Annotated in this window: 24 protein-coding genes and 1 other annotated feature; of the genes, 8 read left to right on the forward strand and 16 right to left on the reverse strand. The window is 59.1% G+C overall.

The annotated features are described in order from the left end of the window. Positions 1–32: 32 nt before the first annotated feature. On the forward strand, positions 33–251 hold the full coding sequence (locus H522_RS0103760; protein ID WP_026961278.1) for a hypothetical protein: 219 nt from the start codon (positions 33–35) through the stop codon (positions 249–251). Further along, on the forward strand, positions 248–466 hold the full coding sequence (locus H522_RS0103765) for a hypothetical protein (protein ID WP_026961279.1): 219 nt from the start codon (positions 248–250) through the stop codon (positions 464–466). The genes H522_RS0103760 and H522_RS0103765 overlap by 4 nt, the downstream gene beginning before the upstream one ends. 640 nt (positions 467–1106) lie before the next feature. On the opposite strand, the gene thiE is transcribed toward H522_RS0103765, so the two are convergent. The 7 genes from thiE to H522_RS0103800 form a co-directional block, all read right to left on the reverse strand. Further along, on the reverse strand, positions 1107–1748 hold the full coding sequence (gene thiE / locus H522_RS0103770; RefSeq protein ID WP_035452485.1) for a thiamine phosphate synthase: 642 nt from the start codon (positions 1746–1748) through the stop codon (positions 1107–1109). Then, positions 1745–2587 (reverse strand): hydroxyethylthiazole kinase, encoded by an 843-nt coding sequence (gene thiM, locus H522_RS0103775; RefSeq protein WP_211230643.1) that lies wholly within the window; start codon positions 2585–2587, stop codon positions 1745–1747. The genes thiE and thiM overlap by 4 nt, the downstream gene beginning before the upstream one ends. An 18-nt stretch (positions 2588–2605) precedes the next feature. Continuing rightward, a complete protein-coding gene (gene thiD, locus H522_RS0103780) occupies positions 2606–3529 on the reverse strand; it encodes a bifunctional hydroxymethylpyrimidine kinase/phosphomethylpyrimidine kinase (protein ID WP_026961282.1) in 924 nt (307 codons plus the stop codon). A 23-nt stretch (positions 3530–3552) separates the two neighbouring features. Next, positions 3553–4473, reverse strand: a complete 921-nt coding sequence (gene cysK, locus H522_RS0103785; RefSeq protein WP_026961283.1) for a cysteine synthase A — start codon at positions 4471–4473, stop codon at positions 3553–3555. Between the two features lie 100 nt (positions 4474–4573). Next, a complete protein-coding gene (argR, locus tag H522_RS0103790) occupies positions 4574–5011 on the reverse strand; it encodes an arginine repressor (RefSeq protein WP_026961284.1) in 438 nt (145 codons plus the stop codon). Positions 5012–5040: 29 nt separating this feature from the next. Continuing rightward, positions 5041–5595 (reverse strand): signal peptidase I, encoded by a 555-nt coding sequence (lepB, locus tag H522_RS0103795; protein ID WP_081411847.1) that lies wholly within the window; start codon positions 5593–5595, stop codon positions 5041–5043. 74 nt (positions 5596–5669) lie between these two features. After that, positions 5670–6677 carry a phosphatase PAP2 family protein gene (locus H522_RS0103800; RefSeq protein WP_026961286.1) on the reverse strand — a complete coding sequence of 336 codons (1008 nt, stop codon included), beginning with the start codon at positions 6675–6677 and terminating at the stop codon, positions 5670–5672. A gap of 324 nt (positions 6678–7001) precedes the next feature. Between H522_RS0103800 and H522_RS17415 the strand changes: the two genes are divergently transcribed. Further along, the gene (locus tag H522_RS17415; protein ID WP_051343823.1) at positions 7002–8333 is read left to right on the forward strand and encodes a DNA polymerase IV; all 1332 of its coding nucleotides are present in this window, start codon (positions 7002–7004) and stop codon (positions 8331–8333) included. 199 nt (positions 8334–8532) lie between these two features. Here the strand turns inward: H522_RS17415 and H522_RS17420 are convergent, their stop codons facing one another. Beyond that, complete coding sequence (locus H522_RS17420) at positions 8533–8823, reverse strand: hypothetical protein (protein ID WP_211230644.1); 291 nt, start codon at positions 8821–8823, stop codon at positions 8533–8535. 168 nt (positions 8824–8991) lie between these two features. On the opposite strand from H522_RS17420, the gene H522_RS0103820 reads away from it, so the two are divergent. Further along, positions 8992–9246, forward strand: coding sequence for a DUF3243 domain-containing protein (locus H522_RS0103820; RefSeq protein ID WP_026961287.1), 255 nt, complete (start codon positions 8992–8994; stop codon positions 9244–9246). Positions 9247–9340: 94 nt separating this feature from the next. Here H522_RS0103820 and H522_RS0103825 read toward each other — a convergent pair whose 3' ends face one another. Both H522_RS0103825 and H522_RS17425 read right to left on the reverse strand, forming a co-directional pair. Next, positions 9341–10024 carry a metal-dependent hydrolase gene (locus H522_RS0103825; RefSeq protein ID WP_026961288.1) on the reverse strand — a complete coding sequence of 228 codons (684 nt, stop codon included), beginning with the start codon at positions 10022–10024 and terminating at the stop codon, positions 9341–9343. Between the two features lie 17 nt (positions 10025–10041). Next, complete coding sequence (locus H522_RS17425; RefSeq protein ID WP_051343825.1) at positions 10042–10413, reverse strand: YlbF/YmcA family competence regulator; 372 nt, start codon at positions 10411–10413, stop codon at positions 10042–10044. A 245-nt stretch (positions 10414–10658) separates the two neighbouring features. Between H522_RS17425 and H522_RS0103835 the strand changes: the two genes are divergently transcribed. Together H522_RS0103835 and H522_RS17430 are read left to right on the forward strand one after the other, a co-directional pair. Continuing rightward, positions 10659–11075 carry a globin domain-containing protein gene (locus tag H522_RS0103835; RefSeq protein WP_026961289.1) on the forward strand — a complete coding sequence of 139 codons (417 nt, stop codon included), beginning with the start codon at positions 10659–10661 and terminating at the stop codon, positions 11073–11075. 37 nt (positions 11076–11112) lie between these two features. Continuing rightward, on the forward strand, positions 11113–11664 hold the full coding sequence (locus tag H522_RS17430; protein WP_035452488.1) for a helix-turn-helix domain-containing protein: 552 nt from the start codon (positions 11113–11115) through the stop codon (positions 11662–11664). A 38-nt stretch (positions 11665–11702) separates the two neighbouring features. Here H522_RS17430 and H522_RS0103845 read toward each other — a convergent pair whose 3' ends face one another. From H522_RS0103845 to H522_RS0103865, 5 genes are all read right to left on the reverse strand, one after another. After that, the gene (locus H522_RS0103845) at positions 11703–12179 is read right to left on the reverse strand and encodes a hypothetical protein (protein ID WP_026961290.1); all 477 of its coding nucleotides are present in this window, start codon (positions 12177–12179) and stop codon (positions 11703–11705) included. Between the two features lie 211 nt (positions 12180–12390). Further along, a complete protein-coding gene (queC, locus tag H522_RS0103850) occupies positions 12391–13077 on the reverse strand; it encodes a 7-cyano-7-deazaguanine synthase QueC (protein ID WP_026961291.1) in 687 nt (228 codons plus the stop codon). Between the two features lie 66 nt (positions 13078–13143). Beyond that, complete coding sequence (locus tag H522_RS17435; RefSeq protein ID WP_051343827.1) at positions 13144–15723, reverse strand: transglycosylase domain-containing protein; 2580 nt, start codon at positions 15721–15723, stop codon at positions 13144–13146. A 215-nt stretch (positions 15724–15938) separates the two neighbouring features. Next, entirely contained in the window at positions 15939–17828 is a 1890-nt protein-coding gene (locus tag H522_RS0103860) for an OPT family oligopeptide transporter (protein ID WP_026961292.1), read from the reverse strand. A gap of 147 nt (positions 17829–17975) precedes the next feature. Next, positions 17976–19175 carry an MFS transporter gene (locus tag H522_RS0103865; RefSeq protein WP_026961293.1) on the reverse strand — a complete coding sequence of 400 codons (1200 nt, stop codon included), beginning with the start codon at positions 19173–19175 and terminating at the stop codon, positions 17976–17978. Between the two features lie 111 nt (positions 19176–19286). Here H522_RS0103865 and ispD point away from each other — a divergent pair, with 111 nt between their 5' ends. Continuing rightward, positions 19287–20030, forward strand: a complete 744-nt coding sequence (ispD, locus tag H522_RS17440) for a 2-C-methyl-D-erythritol 4-phosphate cytidylyltransferase (RefSeq protein WP_035452490.1) — start codon at positions 19287–19289, stop codon at positions 20028–20030. A gap of 35 nt (positions 20031–20065) precedes the next feature. On the opposite strand, the gene H522_RS0103875 is transcribed toward ispD, so the two are convergent. Beyond that, a complete protein-coding gene (locus H522_RS0103875; protein WP_245578007.1) occupies positions 20066–21052 on the reverse strand; it encodes a glycoside hydrolase family 130 protein in 987 nt (328 codons plus the stop codon). Between the two features lie 185 nt (positions 21053–21237). After that, positions 21238–21551 (forward strand) — a binding site (T-box leader). A 44-nt stretch (positions 21552–21595) separates the two neighbouring features. Between H522_RS0103875 and ileS the strand changes: the two genes are divergently transcribed. Next, entirely contained in the window at positions 21596–24751 is a 3156-nt protein-coding gene (gene ileS, locus H522_RS0103880; protein WP_155836162.1) for an isoleucine--tRNA ligase, read from the forward strand. Positions 24752–24904: the final 153 nt, after the last annotated feature.

Consider the following 24904-nt stretch of genomic DNA (forward strand, 5'->3'; position numbering starts at 1 on the left):
GGACCGGCGAGACTTGGCAAGGAGTGAACCGGATGAAACAAGTACCTTTAACCCTCGTCCTGATGGCGGTCTGCCTGGTCGCTGTCAATTGGCCATCGATACAAACGTGGGCGACGGCGAACATGATTCACCACTACCTGGCACACGGTCTGTACCTCATCGCAGGAGCTTGTTTGGGGCTGCAAACCAGCCGCTGGTTGACCTCCACACGTAGCGACGTGATTTCCGAAGACCCGGGGGTGAGTTCATGAAACGCCGCTCGACCAACGCTGCGCTGGCAGCCTACTTCGGTGCACTGCTGATTGTTATCTGCTTCTATCCGGACCTAGACAGCGTGCTCAATCAGCACTTGTTCTTGCATGCGCTCTGGCACATCTCGATTTTCACGGGTGCTACGCTGCTCGTCTATGGACTGGAAAGCCTGCGTACGTACGCGCGACAATCGCGTCGCATAACGAGCATGTAAGCACATTGATGAATTTCCGGAGCCCACGCGTCCCGTCCGTCTCGGTGGAAGGTATGCGTGGGCTCATATTTTGTCGGTTTCTTATCGGTTTTGCAAAAGCTACCCTCAATCCTCTTCCCATTGCCACGCATCTACACGAATCTATGAATTACAAACCGGTCGATGAATGAGGAGGCGAATATGACAGGTCGATTCTGGAGCCACTGGAGCATGAAGCTGATGACTGGGGCGAGCAGCAGTCAACAATGCGGTTGCCGCGGCGAAATCCGTTTTGGCCCAGCTCCAATCTGCGAAGAAAGCCCAGGCTCTGACAACTGCGGCTCAACACCTGCAGGCTTTAGTGGAAACCTGAACCAGGCATTGGCTGATACATCCAGCCCGGCATCCACGGGAACAGACAATTCCGCTGGACAAGCTTCCGGTTTAGGACAGGTGACGGTTTCGGTGACAGACACTACGAGTAACTGAAACTCCATCTGCGGTTAACACAGCCGAGCCCCCAGCCAGGTTATGTTGGGACTATGCACCCACACCGTCCAGCATGAATCGCACCGGAGACGTAGAACACAGTTCGTTTATGTATTTCATCTTATCTCCTGCATGTCTCCCCCGCTAGAAAATAGAACGCGGTACACATTCTCTATACATCTTCCATAAACAATGCCAGGAGCTCCGCCGTGGCGACGTCCGGTTGAGGGGCGCTCATGACGGCCGAGACCACGGCCAGGCCATCGGCGCCATGGCGCAGCACGTCCGAGGCGTTACCGCGATGAATTCCCCCAATGGCCACGACCGGGATGTGGACTGCCTCGACAATTTCCTTCAGTCCAGACAAGCCGGTGTAGCCTGCGTCGGGCTTGGATTGCGTGGGGAAAACGGCACCCACGCCTAGGTAGTCGGCACCATCCGCTTCCGCCTGGCGCGCCTCAGTCACGGTCTCCGCCGACACCCCAATCACCTTGTCCGGTCCCAAAAGACGCCTGGCGTCCCGGCACGAGATGTCGTCCTGGCCGATGTGCACGCCGTCCGCGTCCACCACCATCGCGACGTCGACCCGGTCATTGATGAAAAAGAGCGCCCCGTGGTCATGGGCAAGCTGGCGTAAAGCCCGCCCCAGTTCAACAAATCGGCGGCCGAGCTCCTGTTTGCGGCGGAGCTGAATGGCGGTAGCCCCGCCCGCCAAGGCCAGCCGCACCGTATCAACCAGCGTCTCTGCATCTGGACGCTCGTCCGTCACCACATACACCCGCAATCGCCTGGCCAGCTCGCATGACACACTCATGCGCCCTCGCCTCCCCAAATCCGGATGTGCGCCCGGGCCGCCACGACTTCTGGCCGCAAGTGATACAAGGCATCAAATAGAGCCGCCTGGAACGTGCCGGGGCCCTCTGCGCGCTGTGCCGCCAGCTCCCCGGCCACGTTGTACGCCGTCAGCGCGGCCACTGTGGCGTGCGCCAGCTCAGTGGGCCCGGCATGACGTCCCGCTGTCGCCGCAAAAGCGCCGAGAATCCCCGTCGCCATACACCCCGAACCGGTGATGGCCGCGAGCAGCGAGTGTCCGTTTTGAAGCGCCCAGACCGTCTCCCCGTCGGTGACATAATCGGTTTCCCCGGTGGCTACGACCACCATCTGATGCGTCTTTGCGTACCGTTGCATCACAGCCGGCAAACGGTCACTGGCACCGGCCGCGTCGACACCCTTGACCTCGCCTCCGGCGCCGAGGAGCACACCCATCTCCCCCGCGTTCCCGCGCAAGATGTCGACCTTGACATCTGACAGCACCTTGTCCGCCGCCTGATTTCGGAACCCGGTCGCACCGACGCCGACCGGATCGAACACGACCGGTACACCGACCTCGTTTGCCGCCTGCCCGGCCAAACAAATCGCCGTCAGCACCGCGCTGTCAAGCGTCCCCATATTCAACGCCAAGCCGCCCGCAATCCGGGCCATATCCGCCACCTCTTCTTGAGCATAAGCCATCACCGGGGACGCCCCCACTGCCAGCAGCGCATTGGCGACGATATTCGTCACCACCCAATTGGTGATATTGTGCACCAGCGGGCGTTCTTGCCGCACCTTCTCCAGCCACGTGGCCACATCGATGGACGAGGTTCTGTCCATACCCAAGCCTCCCCCTCCTCAGGTTTCCCCTATCGCTTGCCAACGGTCATCCTGCCAGACATACACGTACCCAGGCTCTAGACCCCGAAAGCCCTGCACAGGAGCGGAGTGATCCGTCGGTCCATGGCCGTGTCCGACATCCCAGTCCTGGGCCCTCCGGATGGCTCGGTCAATGAACACCTTGGCGCTGGCCACCGCGTCCGTCACATTGGCGCCCAGAGCCATGGCAGCGGCGGCAGCCGAGGAGAACGTGCAACCTGTGCCATGAGTCTTTTCAGTCTCCGTCCGCTCGCAGGCCAGAATCGTATAATGAGTGCCGTCGTAGAGGACGTCCGCCGCCATCTGCTGGGTCAACTGGGGCCAGGGCGAATCCATCCACAGCGCGTCGGCGGCGTGGCCGCCTTTGAGGATGACCGCCTTCGCCCCTTTACCTACGAGCTCGGCGCACACGTCCAAGGCGTTTTGCCAGGTGCGGATTTCGCGTCCATAGAGCACCTCGGCTTCCGGCAGGTTTGGAGTCACCAGTGCCGCCAAGGGCAGCAGCTTGTCCACCAGGGTGGCCACCGCATCCTCATCCATCAGCCGGGCACCCCCCTTGGCCACCATCACCGGATCGAGCACAATCGGAACCGATACCTTGGTCAACTCCGCAGCCACGGTCCCCATAATCTGGACGCTGCCAAGCATCCCCAACTTGATTGCATCCGTGCCCAAATCCTCCAGGACCGAGCGAATCTGTGCCCGGACGACACCCTCGTCCAGGTATTCGACCGCTTGTACCCCGAGCGTGTTTTGCGCCGTGACCGCCGTGATGGCCGACATGCCAAACACCCCGTAGGCGGCAAACGTCTTCAAATCCGCCTGGATGCCGGCTCCACCGCCGCTATCCGATCCCGCGATGGTCAGCGCCCGCACGACGTGTCCGGTGGCTGTTTTCCTCATCCCGATTCCCCTTTCACGGACGATCAGGCAAATAAATCGGAGGACAGGTACCGCTCCCCCGTATCCGGCGCGAGGAACAGGACCCGTTGGTCTTTGTTCATCTCTGCCGCAATCTTGACCGCAAAGTACGCGGACGCTGCGGCCGAAGCTCCGACAAAGATACCTTCCTCGCGCGCCAGTCGCCGGGCCATCTCCTGCGCGTCCTCGTCCTCGATGTGCAGCAGGTCATCGTAGATGTTTCGGTTTAAGATTTTCGGGATAAATCCGGGGCCTGTACCGGGAATCTTGTGTGGTCCTGGTTGTCCCCCCGCCAATACGGGCGATCCGGCCGGCTCCACGACGTAAATGCGAAGGCCCGGAATTTTCTCCTTGAGGACCTCCCCGGTTCCGGTCACGGTGCCGCCGGTACCCGCGGTCAACACGAATACGTCAAGTTTTCCACCGAAATCCTCGTAGATTTCGATGGCGGTCGTCGTCCGATGGGCATCCGGGTTGGCCGGATTCTCAAACTGCATGGGGATGAAGCTGTCCGGAATTTCGGCCGCAAGTTTATTGGCGGCATCGATGGCCCCCTGCATACGCAGTGCAGCCGGAGTCAGGTGAACTTCCGCTCCATAGGCCTTGAGAATTTTCACCCGCTCTGCGGTCGCATTGTCCGGCATCGTGATGATGCATCGGTACCCTTTGGCCGCACACACCATGGCCAAACCGATACCGGTGTTACCCGATGTCGGTTCGATAATCGTGCTTTGGCCGGGTCGAATCTGCCCGGCACGCTCGGCAGCCTCAATCATATTCAAGGCCGGGCGGTCTTTGACGCTCCCCCCGGGGTTGAAGGATTCGAGCTTGACATACACCTGTGCCCCATTGGGGTCAGGAATCCGATTCAACTTGACCGTCGGCGTCCTTCCGACCAGGTCTAACACAGAGTTATACAACGACATGCCATTCTCCTCTTTCCATTCAAATCTTGGATGCTGGTCAAGTCTTCGGGAGTATCGTCTGGATGGGGTTTATCCGTATATCGAAGACCAAGGCGCCTCATCAAGTCAAATCGTTCTCCAGACGGATGGCTGACGCTTCGTCCTGACAGATGAGCAGGAGCGTATCGTCACCAGCGATGGTCCCAATCAGCCCCTCAATCGAAACCGCGTCAATCATCGCCGCAATCGCGTGGGCGTTGCCCGGCATCACCTTGAGCACCAATAGGTTCTGTGCCCGTCCGAGCGAGACGAATACGTCCGCCAACCGCCGTCTCAACGCATCCAGGTTGACTGGCGGAGAGACCGCAGGAATGGCATATTTATAACGGCCGTTGCTGCCGATCACTTTAATCAATTGCAGCTCCTTGATGTCTCGGGATACGGTGGCCTGAGTGACATTGAATCCCGACTCCTCAAGGTGGCGAATGAGCTCTTCCTGGGTTTCGATGTCATATTGGCTGACGATTTCGCGAATCCGCATCTGGCGTTTGTCTTTCACTCACGCGACCTCCTGCCTGCTGCGCGGCATCAGTGAATGGTATGCGCCTTCCCCAGCGGCCAGATGACCATATCTGCCCGTCCGATGATGGCCGACCTGGCGACGTAGCGGTGCTGCCAGAACCGACTGTCATCGGAGACGTTGCGATTGTCACCCATCATGAAGTATTCACCGGCTGGGACTTTATACGGTCCATAATCGCCTTTCGTGCCGCCGGGAGCCACGTACGGTTCATACAACTCTTTGCCGTTGCGATAGACGTGTCCATCGTGCACGACAATGGTATCCCCCGGCATGCCGATTATACGCTTGACGAAAATCTTGGAGGGGTCATCCGGCCAGTGAAACAACACGACCTCTCCCTCGTAGGGGGCGTGAAACTCCGTCGCCAAATGGTCCACGAGGACGTAACACGGATTGTTGATGGTTGGATACATCGATTCGGAAGGGACCATCGCCACGCCGAAAATCCATTTCTGAATACCCCAGGCGACCAGACATCCGAGGGCGATGGGCCACACCCACTCCCATACCGTCCGCCAAAGCGGGGACCGACGGTTCGACTCACGTTCGGACAGCTCCATGAAGTCACCTCGTCCACTTACATCATCCCGTGTTCAGTGCCTTGGCTTGAGAGCCGCACTGGGATGGCAACAAGTTAAGTATGACGGAAAATCCATCGAGATGCCAGCGAGTCCCCGATGCTAGACGCGCGGTGCGAACGGGGCTGGTGGCGTAGCCGCAGGCGTTCCCAAGCGGCCGCCCATCCGGGCGCCATCAGCGAGACAGACACCGCTAAAGCGGCACCTGTCAGGTCGTCCGTAAAGTAGTGCATGCGCAGGTACAGCGTTGAAAAGATGATGAGTGCCGCAAATGGGCTATAAAACCACGCCCACCGCCGCCGAAAGCGCCACACGTAAATAACCATCACCAAGGAAATCGCCGTGTGCAAACTCGGAAAGCAGTCGCGTGGGATAGTCAGGCGGTGGGTCGTAAAGACGGGCGCAATGTCGCCCACCGTATGCGAGAAATGCATCGTATATCCCGGCCCCACAACCGGCACCAGGATATAGCAGACGTACCCCATGTAAAACGCGGCCAGCGAGGTAAGGACATACTCGGCGGCCGCCCGACGCGAGTGCGTGAGCATCAACAGGATGGTCAAAAACAATAGCCAAAACCACGACACGTAACAGACGGTCATCAGGTGCGTCAACCAGGGCCGAACCAGCGGATCGAGCCACTGACTGCCAACGCGCCCAAAGAGAAGTGCCTTGTCCATCGTTTGTATGACCGGATCGCGCAGGCCCGGATGGAGAACGGGCACATAGAAATTGATGATCCGAAACACAACCAGCAAGGCGCAATAGGAGAGGAAGATTCGCAGCCCGTAGCGAAACCGTGCCAACGCCTGCCTCCCGCCGACACGCAGCCACCAGGCAGCCAGTGCGGTCAGCAGACCTCCAACGAGCAACGCCCAGGGAATAAACCGCCCGTAGATGGAGAGGATTTGCAGCACCACTTGCCAGTGGTAGCCACGCGAACCCTCCAACTGGTCTAAGGCGGCACCCTTGACAAAAAACAGACAGAGCGCAGGGATGGACGCCACGAGACCGATGACTTCATATAGTTCTAGAGAAAGTAGCGCTGAAATGAGACGCGCCACGCCCCCCCGCTCCTTTCTTATGCTGAAACGCTTTAAGCGCAACTTCGATGCATGCAACCTATGATTATACAACAAACGCCCGATTGCACGGAAAGGCACCCCGGTCGCTGGTACACAAGGCTTGGACACTTCGCGCTGCGATGATAACCATCGAACCTTGAAATTTCCCCAAAAGGGACGCTCGATGAGTGCACGTGACGAGGTGAACACGGGGCGAAGTTGGAGCACACAAAGAGAACATGTGTTCCCACCGCCTCAGCGTGGTACAATCAGACCAGCAAAACTTCTTGTAGCCGGCAGTTTCTGAGCTTGGAGGCATTCGACGTGGTTGAACGGGACATCCTCCACATCGACATGAACGCGTTCTACTGCTCGTGCCATGCAGCGGCCCATCCGGCCCGCTACCGCGGCAAGCCGACTGCGGTCGCGGGCAGTCCGGAAACGCGGCACGGCGTGGTCGTTACGGCCAGCTACGAGGCGCGGAGGCTCGGGGTGCGGGCCACGATGACCGTCCCAGAGGCGCTGCGCGCCTGTCCGTCCCTCATCCTGATTCAGCCTGACTTCTCGCTCTACCGTAGATACTCGCGCAAAGTCATGGACATCGTACGCGAATACACCCCACTGGTCGAGGTGTTCAGCATCGACGAATGCTTTGCGGACGTGAGCGGAAGCCATCGTCTGGGGAATGCACGGGAGATGGCTAAAAACATCCAAGACCGCCTCTACCAGGAACTCCAGCTGCCGTGTTCGGTCGGCATCGGATCAAACAAGTTTCTGGCCAAAATGGCGAGCGACCGAAAGAAGCCGCTTGGAATCACGGAAATCCGGCGAGCGGATATCCGCACCGAGCTCTGGCCTCTGCCACTGAGCGAGATGTTCGGCGTGGGGCGGCGGACCGCTGACCGCTTAGCAACACTTGGGATAACCCGCATCGGGGACCTCGCCGCCGCTAATCCGCTGCGCATGGAACGCCTTTTGGGCAAGCGTGGCGTCGAGCTGTGGCAGTTGGCAAACGGCAAAGACGACCGCCCCGTCTCACCGACAAGGCCGCCGAACAAGAGCGTCGGTCATTCCATCACGATGCCCCGCGACGTAGTGCAGTTTGACGAGATTCAAACCGTGCTCTTGAACCTGGCGGATCAAGTCGGGCGGCGCCTGCGCAGGCACGGCGCGCGAGCCCGGAGCGTACAAGTGACGATCCGCTATTCCAACCGGCAGACCATCACCCGCGCCAAGACCCTGGTACATGCGAGCGATGTGACGGAGGACCTGTATACGGCGGCCGTCGAGCTGGCGCGAGTGCACTGGGAACGGGGGCGGCCCGTGCGGCTTTTGGGGATAAGCGCCCAGCAGCTTTCCTACGACTTAAATCCGTCCTCCCCCACCGTGCAGCTCAGCTTGTTTTCGGATGCCGACGGGGCTGTGATGGCGGACGAGGGCAAAGCGAGAGAACGGTGGCAGCGACTGGACCGGGTCACCGATAGACTGCGTGACAAATACGGGGAAAACATCATCTTGCGGGGACGAATGTTGACCGCGCATGCGAGTGCAGAGCTCAGGGATCACGGCAAGCGCGGTACGTCCCTGCAAAAGGACATCCTAGACAATGCGGAATGGAACGGTGAAGAAGGCGGCTTCGGCGAAGATGGCTTTTGAGATTCGGGAGGCGAAAGCATGCAAGTGTTTGGCGGAGCGCTGGCGCCGATTCTGACGATACTAACGTGCCTGCTGGCGGCCGGCCTGTTCGTTCTGCGTGCGCGACGGTGAGAGGTTGACGTAAGCTGACGTAAGATGACGCAGGGCGCCCATAAGCCTTTGGCAGCCGGATGGGGACTCCCCCCCTCCGGCCACTTTATCAAAGCAGGCCGCGTTGGGGCGCAGCGCGCGGCGTCTCTCCGGGCTCCGGGTGCGTGTCCATTTCTTCCAACATGCGGCTTCGCTCTTTATCGGCTCCGAACACGAAGTACAAATTGGCCGCGACACCCAGCCCCAAAAATAAGATCCACAAAAGCGCAAACGTGCCCGCCAGTCCGGGTTGCAAGCTCGGCAAGCGCGGAATCCCGTAGGCACCAAGCGCGATGAGCGCCGTAGCATACACCAGCGCCCGCCGTCGACTGTAACTATCCGGTCGTGTGTGCCTGCGCATGGAACGACCTCCCCTTCGCATCTTGTCCGTCGCTACATGACTATGCTGTGCGGTGGTCCCTTATACCAGGCGGCCCGCTCTGGGCTGGGCGCACCTTTGCATACTTGGGCGCAAATTGCGGCACGCTGTCAGGTGAACCGAAATGTCATGAACTAGGAGGGAAACCGCATGGACGTTCTCGAGAATTTCGAGCGATGGAAAGAGTTTCTCGGGGAACAAGTCAATAAGGCGCACGCCATGGGCATGTCGGAAGACCAGGTCGCATCCGTGGCGAAAAAAATGGGTGATTACCTGGCGAATAAGGTCGATCCGAAAAACGAACAAGAGCGCCTGCTGAAACAGATGTGGGACGTGGGTGACGAGCAGGATCGGCACGCGTTGGCTAAGATGATGATCCGCATGTCGGAGCAAAAGGTGCACTGACGCGGGCATCCCTCGCCCTGCGGCCATTCTTGTGACCGGCCGGCCGCAGGGCTTTGCCTGCTTTCGAAGCGAGACCTCTCAGCGCTTACCGTGCTTAGACCTCAATGGTCTCGCCCGGTTTGACGACCGTTCCGCGCAGTCCCTTGTCCGCCAACGCGCGCACAAAGGCGTCCGCGTCCTGGCGAATCAAGTCAAACGTGTTATAGTGTATCGGTATCACCCGCCCGGCCTTTAACCACTCTGCGGCCAACAGCGCATCTTCGGGGCCCATGGTGAAATTGTCGCCGATGGGCAGCGCCGCAACGTCGATGTGATTGAGCTCGCCGAGCAGCTTCATATCGCCAAACAAAGCCGTATCACCAGCATGATAGAACGTCTTGCCGCCCATGGTAATCAGAAAGCCGCATGGATTGCCGGCGTACAGCAGGTTGTTCCCATCTTCGAAGGCCGACCCGTGAAAGGCGATGGTCAGTTTCACTCGCCCAAACGGGAAGGTACGGGCTCCGCCCAGGTGCATCGGATGCACTTTGCAACCCCGTTGCCCATAGATCATGGCCAGCTCGTTGGGAGCGATGATAAGCGCGTCATTCGCCTTGGCAATCGCCTCCGCGTCCGCCACATGGTCGCTGTGACCGTGGGTTAAGAGCACCGCTTCGCAGCGGATGTCTTCCGGTTTCGCCACCGCCGTAGGGTTTCCCGTCAGGAACGGATCGATCACAATCGTATGACCATCGGCTTCGACGACAAAACACGCTTGTCCATGAAACGTCAGTTTCACGTTCAATCCCCCTATCCTTATTCGTTTTCCTTGGTATCGCCAAGCCCCGGATGAGGCAGGAGCGCGTCCTCAACGACTTTGGAAAGGATGTCCTGAATGTCCATCAGCATGACGGTCAGTTGCCGCTCCGCTTCCAGGTATTCGCTCACATCGCGGTTTAGGCGCACAATCTCCGCCAGCCGCGCAAGATTATCCTGCTCCTCCTGAGAGAGTTCCTGACCGTCGATGATTTTTGTCTGCAACTCCCACTCGCGAAGCCGGAAATCCTGCAGCATATGTAGAGTCGATGGGTCCTGCTCAATACGCTCGCGGGCGTCCTTGACCCTTTGGAATACGTCAGAGCTGCGGATTTCCTTGGCCAATTCATGCGCCCTGTCGTACGGATTCATAGCTGACCTCCCATTTGACTCGCTGCCTGCCTGTTGGCAGGACCGACGCATCTGGTTTCAGTATAGCGGATTTGTGAGGCCAGAACCATTCGATATACTATGGAATAGGAACAGAGCTTAACCGCTGTCGGCCTAACAAGCAGGGGTTGTCCAGAAAGAGGGGCCCCCAGGGCTATCGTCGGCCTCTACGCTCACTTTCCGGACACAAAATATATCAGGCTGTGCGCAGAAAAGGAGCATGTCCCATGCGAGGAATTCCCAGTCCCGCAATCATCTATGAAATGGTTGGCGGTGCCGACACGATTCGTGAGCTGGTCAACCACTTTTATAACTACGTGGCAAAAGACCCGGACCTACGGCCGATATTTCCGGAGGATTTCACCGAGATTCGAGAAAAGCAATACGCGTTTTTGACGCAATTCTTTGGTGGCCCGCCGCTCTACAGCCAGACGTATGGCCCCCCGATGATGCGGGCGCGACACCTGCCGCACCCGATTACCCCGCGGCGAGCAGAGGCCTGGCTGCGCTGCATGCAGCGCGCCATGGATGATACGGGGATTGAGGGTGAGGTGCGTCAATTCATGCTGCAACGGCTAACGTTGACAGCTCACCATATGGTCAATACCCCAGACGATGAGACCCCAGACGGTGAGTCAGAGTAAGCAATAACCGGTTATCAAACAGACAAGGAGGACCACGATGCCGCTGAGACTGGCCGAGTGGCGTAAACAAAAAGGATGGACGCAGGCTCGCCTGGCGAAAGAGACGGGGATGTCGGCGAGTGCCATCGCCATGTACGAGACCGGGCGGCGAACGCCCGACACAGGAGCGTTGGCGCGGCTGGCTGCCGCCCTTGGCGTCTCGATGGCCGATTTACAGGCCTCACCGGTTGAGTCGAAGAGCGAATCGGACCCAGTGCATCCTCCTCAAGATGCGCCCAGCGTCCCCCGAGACACAGGTGTAACACCGACGGAAGTCCAGGAGACGGCTGCCCCGTTCGAAACTCGCCCTGCCGGAAATAAAAACCCCGTTTCGTCTTTAGCAGCCAGTTCCTCGCCGTCGCCCGCCGCATCGCAGGGTTGGTCACCAGCGACGGCCATCCCGCTCTCGGCGGATGAAGCGCGTATCGTGCTGTTCCTCCGCCTCCACCCAGAAGCGCTGTCCTTTCTCACGGAATACGTTCAATCCCCGCCGGAGCGGCGCGAACAGCTACAAAAGACCTGGGATATGATTCGCCAATTCCCGATATAGTACGCGCGGGGAAACGTCGGACAGGGCTTTCTGTCTACTCAGAGGGAACGCACCTTCCTTAGGCGCGGGGAACGGGACAGATCGGCCGGAGAGGGAAAGCGCACCTCGGGACATAAATCCACACCCACAAAACGATAGGCCTCACACCACAGAGTTGAGCAGATGCGCTTCCGAGGCGGTTCTTGAAATGGTAATATCAGATTAAAAAGATAGCGAATACCCTCCCACGCAATGAGCCAATAGTCGTAATCATAGCCATACTCACGCAGGACGTAGTCGCGGATGCCGGCGCGCTGATGGTCATCCAGCTCATCGCACGTGTACAAATCGGCCTTCCCCGCGTAGGTAGACATCGGCAGGTATCCCACGCGCCGCGACGCCCGCGCCTCCATTAACTGACCGGGAAACACCACACCGGCCACATGGCTGTACGGACTGTGCGTGACCCGTTCAATCACCCTATCGAATAGGTGCACTCCGCGTAAAAAAACAAGGTCCGCGATACGATAATCCAATCCGGCATTCCCCCTCAGCCCGTCCCGCCGGACGGGGATAGAGCTTTCCCTCCCATTTGAACCACTTCACGGACGGAAAGCCGCGCTCAAGGGTTTAGTTTTACCGGGATAAGACCATCCGCATGCAGACCTAGAAGTTATCCGGACGCGACCCTTTTCGGACGCGCATTCTACGCGTGCGGCGTGTGCGCCCCAACGTGAACCGGCTCAATCAACGCGCGCGATTGCGATAAGGAATCGGGTCGGTATAGCCGGCCTCGGCAAAACCTTTCAGGCGCAGTCGACAGCTGTCACACTCCCCACACGCCTCCTCCTGGCCGTTGTAGCAGGAGGTCGTGAGGTGATAGGGAACACCCAGTTTCATGCCAGCCGTAATGATCTCTGCTTTGGTTAGGTGCAGGAGCGGCGTCTCGATACGAATCGGGTGACCTTCGACGCCCGCCTTGGTGCCCACCTTGAGCACCTGCTGAACCGCCTCAACGAACGCGGGACGGCAGTCTGGGTATCCGCTGTAATCCAGCGCATTGACGCCAATATAGATGGCTTTAGCACCCCGTGCCTCGGCGTAGGAGGCAGCGATGGAGAGAAAGAGCAGGTTGCGCCCCGGCACATACGTGACCGGGATTTCCTCCTCCGGCCCCACGCCTCCCGTCGGCACCGCCAGCGAGAGATCGGTCAGAGCGCTGCCGCCAAATTGGCCCAAAAAGTCGAGCCGAATCACGCGATGCTCCACCACACCGTAATAGGCTGCCACCGCCTTGGCCTTTTCCAGTTCAATCCGGTGGCGTTGACCGTAGTCAAACGTGATGGGAAGCAGCTCATAACCGGCCGCTTGCGCCATCCCCATACACGTGGTGCTGTCCAATCCGCCGCTGAGGATGACTACTGCCTGTGCGATGACGAATCCCCCCTTTAAGGTTCTCCGGACTCCCCTTTTCGGACACGCACGTTCAACCCGTCCTCGTTATCCCTGCGCCGAGTTGGTGGTCGAGGTTGTTTCGTTTGCCCCCGCGCTTGTATTCCCCGAAGCGGAGTGGCCGGGGCTGTTTTTCTCGGATTGCCCGGCCGTTCCGCCCTTCACCTGGGGAGACGATCCGCCGGTGGCACCGCCGCCTCCTTCGGTATTCCCCGTCCCCGCCGGTCCGGTCGGGACGGTCTGGTTACCCGTGGCGTTCGTGGGCGGGGCGGTGTTTGTTGTCCCGTTGTTGGCCGGGGTGTTTCCCGTTGTGTTGTTCATGCCATTGTTTGGCGTCCCCGGGGTGACGGGGGGCGTGGAGTTTCCCTGACCAGCCCCGTTCCCCACCGAGTTGTCCGGGTTAGCCGGCGCCGCCACCTGGACCGTCAACGAAGCCGGGGCCCCCACTTTCGATCCGCTCGTCGGATCGACCGCCTGCACGGTATAGGTGTAGGTTTGGCCCGCGCTGACATTGGCGTCGTAGAAGTTTAGGCTCGCGGTTTCGCCAATCTGGGCCGGACTAGGACTGCCGCCGCCTTGGCGCGTGATGACGAAGTTCACCTGCCCGGTGAGGTCGGACTGCCACGCAAGTTCGACACTGCCGCGGTTCGCGTCCCAAGACGCGTGCAGTCCCTTGACGGCCGTCTTGGTCTGAGTTTGTGCGTGCGTTTGCGTCTGGGTCTGAGAACTCGTCTGGGACAGATGGAACTGTTCTGGCGCTCGCCCTTGTTCCGCCAGACGAATCACGTCGCCAAAGATCTCCGAGCACATATATGACGGCTGATCCACACTCAACATGTGGTACTCCGGCCCTTGGCCATCATAGTTCCAACCCATGTAGATGCTACCGACCATATTTGGCGTGTAGCCGTCAAACCAGGCCAAGCGGACCCAGTCTTTGTGCGATCCGTTAAGGGATGTGTCGTACTGTACGGTCCCCGTCTTGCCCGCGACACCCCAGCCCGGAAGCCTGGCGCCTGTGCCGGTACCATAGGCGACCACGTCCGTCATCAGGTCGGTCATCACCTGGGCTGTCTGCGTGCTCATCACCCGCTTGGCCGCCGGAGCAAAATCGTAAATCTCGTCCCCCGACTGGTTGACAATCCGTGTGATGAGGTGCGCTTGTTCCTCCACACCGTCGTTGTCGAAAGCCGTATAAGCCTGCGCCATCTGCAGCGGCGTAACCCCTTTTTGCATACCTCCGATGGCGATGCCAAGATGGGTATGGTCCGTCTTTGTAAACTGCAGCCCCATGTTCTCGGCAAACTCAATGCCGTTGTCGATGCCAATCATCTGCAGCACCGTACAGGCAGCCACGTTGGCCGAGTGTGCCAGCGCCCATCGCACCGTCACCCGCGCCGGCATCGGTTCGTCGTTCTGCGGGTAGAAGCCATTTCCGAAATCGTGCGGCTGGTTATCGAGCACGGTGTTCGGGGTAATCTTGCCTTCCTCGATGGCCGGCGCATAGTCGAGAACCGGCTTGATGGACGAACCCGGCTGACCGTACTCGTAGACGCGGTCGTAACTGTAGATGGAATTCTTCCCGTGCCCCGTGGCCACGCCCAGGATGCCGCCGGTCTTCGGATCGACAAACACGGCTGCCGCCGGAACCGGCTGACCGTTTACCGCTGGTTCAAAGTGGTTGTTGTAGTTAGCGCTCTCGTAGAATACCTGATTGAGAGCCGACTGCACCTGTGGATCGACAGTCGTATAGACCTTTAGTCCCCCTTGCGACAGCAGGTCTTTATCGATGCCGTTTTTGTCGGCATAGTCAAACAGAAACTTGGCCAACATCGGGTTCTGATCCCAAATATCGCCCGGCAAGTTATGGAAGCTGGCCGGAATCTTCTCGGCCTCCACCTGCTTCGCGGTCGCCTCGCTGATATACCCGTACTTGACCATGTTCTCCAGCACCTGATTGCGCCGCTTTACCGCCGCATCCATGTGCAAAATCGGGTCGTAGGCGCTGGGTGCCTGGAGAAGACCAGCTAAGGTCGCCGCTTCGTTAAGGGTTAACTCATTTGGGTGTTTGGCCAGGTCCACCCCGAAGTAGCGGATGGCTGCCTCGCGAATCCCGGTCGCCCCCTCGCCGAAGTACGCCCGGTTTAAGTACATCGCGAGAATTTCCTGCTTGGTGAAGTGCCGGTCTATCTGAACGCCCAAGACAATCTGCTGAAACTTGCGGGAAAACGTCTTTTTATCGGTCAAGTATACAATTTTCGCCAATTGTTCTTCAATCGTACTGCCGCCTTGGGCCATGCTGCCCGACCACAAGTCGACGAACGCAGCACGGAGCAGCCCCTTCACATCGATACTGCCGCTCTTCCAAAAATTATGGTCTTCCGTCGCCACCACCGCGTTCTGCAGGTTTTTTGGGATGTCCTGATAGGAGACATCGTTGCTACCTGGGGCATTGATGGTTGCGATTCGATGACCGTCTCTGTCATAAACCACCGTCGGCCTCGAATTGAGCTCCAACTTCGACGTGTCGAATGGCATCAATTCAAGTAAAGCCACGAACACGCCAGCAAAGATGACAACGACCGCCACGAAGGCGATCAGGCTGCGTGCGATATACTTTCCTTTCACCCGTCCTCCGTCTCCTTCCCAGCCAGGTTTATTCCCCGTGGCGAAGACTCCCTTTCCGAGGTGATCCGAAATCCCACAATCTTACCTAACCCCTTGTCGGACACCCGCTTTCCCTGTCGGACGGCCTAGGGACTCTATGATAGAGTAACGTGGACCGAGAAGAAAAGTCGAGGGTCGCCCACCGGAAAAAGCGACCGTTTATCGACATTTCCGTCTCACCCCCTTGGGCGGATCGCCATCCAATACAACCAGACGGCCAAGAGCAGGTAGAGGACAAAGGCCACCCAGGGGCCAAAATGAGTGGTTTGCGGGAGGGGTACCTTGGCCGTGACCAGCCCGGCAATCAAGATGCCGACCAGGGACTCGCCGGCAATCAGGCCGGACGCGATGAGGATGCCCCGCTCTCCGGCCTCGTCTTGGCCGTTTGCGGTGGCGGCGCGCTGACGATGGCGGGCACTTAGCCAACGCAGGAGCCCGCCGAGGAAAATCGGTATCGAGGTGTGTATCGGCAAGTACACGCCGACCGCAAACGGCAGGGATTCCACCCCCAACAATTCCACAGCCACCGCGGTTGCGGCGCCGATGAACACCAGGTCCCAGGGCATGTTGGCATTCATGATGCCTTCGACAATCAGCTTCATCAAGACCGCCTTGGGGGCAGGCAGGTCTTTCGAGCCAAACCCGTACGCGTTATTGAGGAGTAAAAGCACCCAGCCGATGCACACCCCGGACGCAAGCACGCCGAGCAGCATCGCCAGCTGCTGTTTGCGCGGGGTGGCGCCGACCAGGAAGCCGGTCTTTAGGTCCTGTGAGATGTCTCCGGCAATCGCCAGGGCCGTGCAGATGATGGCGCCGACCACCAAGGAGAGGACCATCCCACCGAGCCCCGTGTGCCCGGTGAGGCGGTACACGGTCGCCACAATCAGAAGCGTCGCAATCGTCATTCCGGAGACCGGATCGGACGATGAACCCACAATGCCGACGATGCGTGACGATACTGTGACAAACAGGAACCCGATGACAAGAATGCCAATGGCGCCGATGAGGGTCACCTGTAGCCCGGGCAGGAACGCGATAACGAGCAGAATCACAATCGCGGCTGGGATGGTCCAATGGCTGGGGAGGTCCTGTTCCGTGCGCAAGCTGCGGTCGACTTCCGCCTCGCCCATTTCGTAGCTCTGCGCGCTCGCCCACATCCCGACGAGTGACCGCCATAAGGTTGGCAGGGTGCGGATTAGGCTGATGATGCCACCGGCCGCCACCGCGCCCGCGCCGATGTAGCGAATGTAGTTGTCCCAAATCGCGAAGGCGTCCATGGTCCCGGGCGAACTACTCGCCGGCGCGATGGCCCCTGCCCCTTGGCCGAAGTAGGCAATCATTGGGATGAAGACCAACCAGCCGAGCACCCCACCCGCCACCATCAGGCCGCCGATGCGCGGCCCGACGATAAAGCCGACCCCGAGCAAGGACGGCAGGGTATCCATCCCGACCAGACCCTGCCGGAGCCCGGCCACAGCCGTCGAGATTTCCGACGGAAACAGTTTGAGGGCGTCCATGACCGCCTTGAACACCCCACCTACGAAGAGGCCCAAGAAGACCAACTTCGCGCGCGATCCGCCCTCTTCCCCGGCCATCAGCACGCGGGCGCACGCGGTGCCTTCCGGGTACGGCAGATTCCCGTGCTCTTTCACGACCAAGATTCGCCGCAACGGAATCATGAACAACACACCCAAGAAACCGCCCGTGAGCACAATCAGGGTGATTTTGTACAGGCTTGGGTTCGCCTTCCACAAAAACAGAGCCGGTAAGGTGAAGATGGCGCCTGACGCCAGCGCCTCGCCGGCGGTTGTCATCGTCTGTACGATGTTGTTTTCGAGAATGGAGTTGCGGCGGAGGATGCCGCGGATGATAGCCATGGAGATGACCGCCGCAGGAATTGAAGCGCTGATGGTCATGCCGATAATCAAACCGAGATACGCATTGGCGGCGCCGAACACAATCGCGAGGATAATCCCGATGACGGCGGCCGTGAAGGTGAACTCAGGCGGCCGCTCGTCCGGGGAAACAAACGGTTTCAAGGAATTCGACGGACGCTCTTGACCCATACACTTCCACTCCTGCCAGTTCATATCTCGAGTTAGCCTACCCGAGTTGAAGGGTGGGTATCCGACAAGAGTGTCCGTCCTTTTTCACAATCCACAGAGGCCCACGTATAGTGGCTCCTTGCAGCGAGTGAAGCAAACCGGTACGAGTCAGGCGGCCGGCGCCTGACGACGCAGACTTTTGTCGCTCGGCAGGAGCGCAAACAGGACCGCTGCCAGGGCGGGCAAAATAACGTACAGGTGGATGATAAACTGCACCCCGTAGCGATCCGCCAGGTTTCCCATCAGAGCTGCCCCGATGCCCGCTGCGCCGATGCCCAGACCGATGATGAGCCCCGACGCTAGACCGATGCGCCCTGGCAGCAGCATCTGTCCGTAGACGACGGTGACCGCGAAGGTTGCCAGCATGCAGAAACCGAGGAGGATGAGGTCAATGGCAGCCCAGATGCCGCGCGTATGCGGCAGCAGCCAGGCAAACGGGACAGCCAACAGCGTCGTTCCGACCATCAGCCACTTGCGGCCAAACCGGTCGGATAACGGACCGCCGAGCAAGGTGGCGACCGCCCCGGCTCCGAGGAACAAGAAGCTGTAGACCTCCCCCTGCTGCAGCGACATGTGCTGTTCCACATAGAAAAACGGTAAAAACGCCGGAATACCGACCTGGGCAAAGCCGCGTGCAATTATCGCGATGGTCAAAAGTCCCATGGCCCACGGCCGATTGCGACCTTCTCGAACCTGGCTTTTCCCCGCCTTGCCGCGAGCGTTTGCCTTGTACCAGGGCACCAGGCGAACGGTTAACAGGAAGGCAATCACGCCCACCAGCAGGAACCACAGCAAACCGTGAATCCCGGTGTGCGAGAGCAAGAGCGGAATCGCTAAGGGGCCAAGCGCCTGCCCGGTGTTGCCGCCAACCTGAAAAATGGACTGGGCGGTCCCTTTCGCGCCGCCGGCAGCCATGTGCGCGCCGCGCGAGGCTTCGGGATGAAATACCCCAGAACCAAGGCCCGATAATGCGACAGCGACCAGCAACCAAGGATACGAGGGGACAATACCGGACAGGGACAGGCCCACGCCGACCAAAAGGAGTCCAAACGGCAAAAGCCACGCCTGCGGCCGACGATCCGATAGGATCCCAAACAACGGCTGCGAAACGGAAGACGTCAGATACGACACCAGAACGACCAGCCCGGCCTGTGTGTACGACAGATGAAAGGCCGATTTATACAAGGGCATCAGGGCCGGCACGATACCGCTCGTCATCAGGTCGTTCAACATATGCGCACCGCTCAGCGTCCATACCCGCCGCTTTTGCAGCGAGCTGGATGACAGCGCGGCCGACGACATCGACATATCAATCCCCCCTCCCGGCCAATGGCTCGTTTGACCTTCCCAAGGCCACTTTTTTGGTATACTTTGATGCAGGTCTCCAGTACGAAACCTATTCTAAGGGGTCTATTCGAGTTGCGAAAGGTTTTCGCGGTAATTTTGGCGTCTGGTACCGGGCAGCGCATGGGTTCCGATGTCCCGAAACAGTTTCTCCGTTTGGGTGGGCGGACGATTCTTGAACACACCTTGCGTGCGTTCGACGACAGTGCCTATGTAGACCACCTGATTCTGGTGGTACACCCGGCAACAAGGCCGCGAGTTCTGGATATATTGGAGGATGGCGGATACCATAAGCCGCTCATCGTGGTCGACGGTGGGGCCACGCGTCAAGAGAGCGCCAAAGCAGGCATTGAGGCCATCCAGGTCAACCCCGAACAAGAACAAGAAACCTGGGTCCTGATTCACGATGCTGCGCGGCCGCTGGTCAGCGAGGCGGTGATTGCCCGCTGCGTTGAAGCGCTGGCTTCCTATAAAGCCGTATCGGCCGCCGTCCCGGCGACCGATACCGTCTTCCAAGTAGATGACGTCGGCCAGATTGAAACGATTCCGAACCGCGCAAAATTGTGGCAGGCGCAAACCCCGCAAGGGTTTCACCTCGAGATTCTGCGCCAGGCTCATCACCTGGCCGAAGCTGCTGCCGACCCTTCCGGTCCAGCGACCGATGATTGCGGACTCGTTCTGCGTTATGGGCTGGCCCCCGTTCACGTGGTGAAAGGGGACGTGTGCAACCTAAAAATCACCTATCCAACCGACCTGGCCATCGCCGAACAGCTGCTCAAGCTGCAGAAAGCCCTGGCCGCTCCGAAACCGGAGACCTGAACCCTCTCGCTGTTGAGCGTCGTCCGTGATGCGGGTCAGGAGGCCATGGCCTCCGACTGGTCCTCATCCGTCGAAGCGGGTGCAATAGCCACACCAATTTTCGAGTCGGCCATACCGTAATAGAGAAACCAGAACCCGTTGTGTTGAACCAGGCCTTCCACAAAGACGACATTGTCAACCTGGCCGATGCACTCCTCCTTCGTGCCCGGCGTCAAGAACGGCGCGTCTGTCCGCTTTAGCACCTGTGTCGGGTCGTCCTTCGCCAAGAGAACCTGTCCACACGAATAATACAACCTGCCGTGGTTGGGACTGGACGGATCGACAGTCCGTCGTGCCGCGTTATAGAGGAGCAAAATTCCCTCGTCGGTCAGCAGCGGCTGTGGGCCCGGTTCAATCAAGGCGCTGTCAAAGGCGCTTGGGTTGGCAGATGGACGGACCACCGGCTCGGGTACGGGCGTCCAGTGAATCAGGTCCTCCGAATAGGCCGCCCAGATGCAGGTATCGCCAAAATACATGACGTAGCGCCCCTGAATCGGCGTCGCCAAGATGGCGCCCGATTTCGACCAGACCTTATCCGAGCCTTCCCGCCAATCCGGGAACAGGATGCCGTGCTTTTCCCAGTTATAAAGGTCCTTCGATGTGGCCAGACACAAATACGCGCTGTTCCCGTCAAAGGCGGTGTAAGTCATATAATACGTATCACCAATCTGAGTCACGCGCGGGTCCTCGCAGCCACCAGGCAGCTCATAGCTCTCTGTTGGCACGAACACCGGCTCCGGATGTCGTTGAAAACGGATACCATCCTCACTGAAAGCAAGACCGATGCGCGAGGTTCCGTTCCAGCTCCCGCTGCCGGTGTGGTCCTCGGCGCGATAGAGAAGATAGACTTTCCCGTCCTTCACGACCGCGGTTGGGTTGAACAGGTCCTTGGCCTCCCATCCATCCCCTTGCGGTCCCAGAATCGGGTTGAGTTCATATTTTATAAACGGTCCCATCGGGAACGTGATTGGCTTGGAAGTCAAGTGATTCAACCTCCCACCACAATGGTGCTTGGTGCTGTCATTGTACTGTGCGGATTTCCGGCGTGCCAGCCCAATTTATGCCGCAACTGGCGAATGAAGCTTTGCTGTAGCATCGATTTATGCTACAATTACGCGTGAATTTCCGGCGTAGCGCGCCGGATAGCCGAATCGCAAAGACGGATGAACAAAGACCGATGAAAAGGATGAGTAACCAGTATTTGGATTCCACAGAGAGTGGGAGACGGTGGGAACCCACGAATCCAGCCTGGCGAATATCCCCTTTGAGGTGCCAGCTGAACTTCACCTGCGCATAGTCGTCCAGCGCGTGAGACCGCGGGGTGAACAGTAAGCTGAGCCGGGTTTCTCCCGTTATCGAGACCAGATGGAGCGGCAGGCTCTGTACACATACGTTTTGTGCAGACCATAAACCGGACAGGCATGTGCATGAAACCAAGCCGCTAACTTGGGTGGTACAGCGGGACAATCTCTCGCCCCAAAAGGGGGCGGGAGTTTTTTGTTATCTGGATCTGGCTAGGAGGTTGAATGATGTATCGCAAGGTAGATGCGAAAGAACCGGCGAAAGCCCGCGAGGAACGGGTGCTCTCCTTTTGGAAGGAAAACGACGTGTTTCTGGAAAGCGAGCGGCAGCGCGAGGGGGGCCCGGAGTTTGTCTTCTATGAGGGGCCGCCGACCGCCAACGGCCGGCCCCACCCTGGGCATGTGCTGACGCGCGTGATGAAAGACGTCTACCCCCGCTACCGGACGATGAAAGGGTACCACGTCACGCGCAAGGCGGGTTGGGACACACACGGACTGCCGGTGGAAATTGAGGTGGAAAAGAAGTTCGGCATCAGCGGTAAAAAGCAGATTCAGGAATTTGGCGTGGAGCGGTTCATCCAGGAGTGTAAGAACAGCGTCTTCACGTATGAACAGACATGGCGCGAACTGTCTGAACGCCTGGGCTACTGGGTAGACCTTGATCACCCATATATGACGCTCAGCGACGACTATATCGAGTCGGTGTGGTACCTACTCCAAACCATCTATAAGAAAGGACTGCTTTATCAGGGCCACCGTGTCAGTCCGTACTGCCCGCACTGCGAAACCACCCTCTCCAGCCACGAGGTGGCCCAGGGCTACAAGGACGTCAAAGACCTGTCGGTGACCGCCAAGTTCCGGCTTATCGACACTTTCGTCTCCACCGACGAACTGGCACAGGCGGGCGTCCCTATCGATACGCCCACGTTCATCCTGGCCTGGACGACCACACCCTGGACGCTGCCGAGTAACGTGGCGCTGGCGGTCAATCCAGACTTCACCTATGTCTTACTGCATGACGAAGCAGCGCGGGAGAACTACTGGGTGGCCGAGGGACTGAAAGACCGCTTCCTGACGGAACAGCGGCGAGTCGTCGCCCGCAAAACCGGTCACGAGCTGGCCGGGTTGCGCTATGAACCGGTGTTCCCCTACGTCACCGTAGAAGGAAAAAAGCACATCGTCGTCACCTCCCAGCACGTAACCGACGAATCGGGTACCGGCATCGTCCACATGGCCCCCGCCTTCGGTGAGGACGACTACCGCGTCTGCCAGGAAAACGGCGTGGTATTCGTGAACTTTGTCGATCTCGGTGGCCACTTTACCGACGCGGTCACGGATTTCGCCGGCCGCTTTGTCAAAGATGAACAGACGAACGTAGACATCGTTAAGAACCTCGCCGCGCGCGGCCTCGTCTTCGACAAAGGCAAACACGAGCACGCCTACCCGCACTGCTGGCGCTGCGATACGCCACTGTTGTACTACGCGATTGACAGCTGGTTCATCCGCATGACCGCCATCAAGGACGAGGTTATCGCCAATTCGCAAGGGGTGAACTGGATTCCGGAACACATCCGTGATGGACGGATGGGCAACTTCCTGGAAAACCTGGTTGATTGGAACCTTTCGCGTAGCCGCTATTGGGGCACCCCCTTGCCCGTCTGGGTTTGCGATGCCTGCGGGGAAACGGAGTGCATCGGATCGAAAGCCGAGCTGTTGGAACGGGCCGGTCGGCTCCCCCAGGAGCTGCACAAACCGTACATCGACGACATCACCTGGACGTGTTCGTGCGGCGGCCGGAAACGGCGGGTTCCCGAGGTCATTGACGTCTGGTTTGACTCGGGCAGCATGCCGTTTGCGCAATGGCACTATCCGTTCGAGAACCAGGAGGTGTTCCATCGGCTCTATCCGGCCGATTACATCTGCGAAGCGATTGACCAGACGCGCGGCTGGTTCTACAGCCTGCTCGCCATCTCGTCGGCCGTCAAGGGCATGGCGCCGTATAAAAACGTGCTCGTGCTCGGCCACGTGGTCGACGAAGACGGGAAGAAGATGTCTAAGTCCAAAGGGAACGTGATCGATCCGTTCGAGGCGTTCGACATGCACGGGGCGGACGCGTTGCGCTTCTACTTTTTGGTCAACACGCAGCCGTGGAACTCGCAGCGATTCTATCACCGGGCGGTGGCCGAGGCAAAGGCGAAGTTTATCGACCTCCTGCAGAACGTGCACGCGTTTTACGCCCTCTACGCAGGCATCGACCAGTTCCGGCCGGATGAGCACCACGTGCCGGTGGCAGAGCGGCCGCTCTTGGACCGCTGGATTTTGGCCCGCCTGCATGACACCATCCGCAAGGTGGACAAGGCGCTCGACGGGTATGACGCGACCACGGCCGCGCGACAGCTGCAAAGTCTCATTACCGACGTCTCGACCTGGTACGTGCGCCGCAATCGCGATCGCTTTTGGGCAGGCGGCATGGAGCAGGACAAGGCGGCCGCCTTCCTCACCCTGTACGAGGTGCTGTCGACGTTTGCCCGCCTGATTGCGCCACTCACGCCGTTTATCGCGGAGGAACTGTACCAAAACGTGGTCCGTACCTGGGATGAGACTGCGCCCGTCAGCGTCCACCTGTGCGATTTTCCGACGGCGGATGAAAGCCTGATTGACGAAGGCCTCCTGCGGGAGATGGATTTGGTGCTCTGGGCTGTGGAGACCGCACGCCACCTGCGCAACGAGAGCAAACGCAAGACGCGCCAGCCCCTCTCCACCCTCTACCTGCCGCGAGCACTGGAGGACGTGCTGGGCAAGTTCACCGATGTGCTGGCAGATGAGTTGAACGTCAAGGAGATTGTCTTCACGGAGCTGGCCGACATTGCGCGCCCGGAACTGTTCCTTAACCTCAAGGAGGTCGGCAAGGCGTACGGCAAGCAGGTGCCCGCCATTAACCAGGCGGCCAAGGCGGCAACCCAGGAGCAGATTTCCACCTTTGCAGAAGCAGGTCAAGTCGAACTGGCTGGAGCGACCATCACCCGTGAGATGGCGGAGATTCGCTATCACGCCAGCTTTCCTGGGCTCATCGAGGTGTCGGCGCAAGGATTCGTGGGACTGAACACCGAGCTGACCCCCGAACTGATTGAGGAAGGGCTGGTCCGCGAAATCATCTCCAAGATGCAGATGATGCGCAAGGAAGTGGACTACGGGGTCACAGAGAAGGTCACGTTTGCAGCCAGCGGCGACGATGAAGTCTTACGCGTGCTGCGAGACCATCAAGCGCGCATCGCCGACACGGTGCTCATCCGAGAACTGCACTTTGGCTCGATGGAAGGCGACCTGACGAAGGATTGGGACATCAACGGAAAGCCGCTCACGCTCACGGTGAAAGGCTGAAAGACCCCGATTGTGTTTCCCCGTCTGGCTTCACCGGGCGGGGTTTTTTGTTTTCCCCCTGCACACAGAGCGTCAGGCATGATACAATCAACCTTATCGAATTCTTCGACAGAAGCAGACAGAGATCAACTCGGTTCGATACGTTGGCTTCCA

Source organism: Alicyclobacillus herbarius DSM 13609, from assembly GCF_000430585.1.
GTDB lineage: Bacteria > Bacillota > Bacilli > Alicyclobacillales > Alicyclobacillaceae > Alicyclobacillus_G > Alicyclobacillus_G herbarius.

Bases quoted from the DNA above. Each gene is read 5' to 3' on its own strand.
- cysK (WP_026961283.1), bottom strand. From the start codon at position 4,473: ATGTCGTTGTATAACTCTGTGTTAGACCTGGTCGGAAGGACGCCGACG.
- H522_RS0103820 (WP_026961287.1), top strand. From the start codon at position 8,992: ATGGACGTTCTCGAGAATTTCGAGCGATGGAAAGAGTTTCTCGGGGAA.
- lepB (WP_081411847.1), bottom strand. From the start codon at position 5,595: ATGGAGCTGTCCGAACGTGAGTCGAACCGTCGGTCCCCGCTTTGGCGG.
- H522_RS0103865 (WP_026961293.1), bottom strand. From the start codon at position 19,175: ATGTCGATGTCGTCGGCCGCGCTGTCATCCAGCTCGCTGCAAAAGCGG.
- thiE (WP_035452485.1), bottom strand. From the start codon at position 1,748: ATGAGTGTGTCATGCGAGCTGGCCAGGCGATTGCGGGTGTATGTGGTG.
- H522_RS17430 (WP_035452488.1), top strand. From the start codon at position 11,113: ATGCCGCTGAGACTGGCCGAGTGGCGTAAACAAAAAGGATGGACGCAG.
- thiD (WP_026961282.1), bottom strand. From the start codon at position 3,529: ATGAGGAAAACAGCCACCGGACACGTCGTGCGGGCGCTGACCATCGCG.
- H522_RS0103760 (WP_026961278.1), top strand. From the start codon at position 33: ATGAAACAAGTACCTTTAACCCTCGTCCTGATGGCGGTCTGCCTGGTC.
- H522_RS17420 (WP_211230644.1), bottom strand. From the start codon at position 8,823: ATGCGCAGGCACACACGACCGGATAGTTACAGTCGACGGCGGGCGCTG.
- H522_RS0103835 (WP_026961289.1), top strand. From the start codon at position 10,659: ATGCGAGGAATTCCCAGTCCCGCAATCATCTATGAAATGGTTGGCGGT.
- ileS (WP_155836162.1), top strand. From the start codon at position 21,596: ATGATGTATCGCAAGGTAGATGCGAAAGAACCGGCGAAAGCCCGCGAG.
- H522_RS17425 (WP_051343825.1), bottom strand. From the start codon at position 10,413: ATGAATCCGTACGACAGGGCGCATGAATTGGCCAAGGAAATCCGCAGC.
- H522_RS0103860 (WP_026961292.1), bottom strand. From the start codon at position 17,828: ATGGGTCAAGAGCGTCCGTCGAATTCCTTGAAACCGTTTGTTTCCCCG.
- thiM (WP_211230643.1), bottom strand. From the start codon at position 2,587: ATGGACAGAACCTCGTCCATCGATGTGGCCACGTGGCTGGAGAAGGTG.
- H522_RS0103765 (WP_026961279.1), top strand. From the start codon at position 248: ATGAAACGCCGCTCGACCAACGCTGCGCTGGCAGCCTACTTCGGTGCA.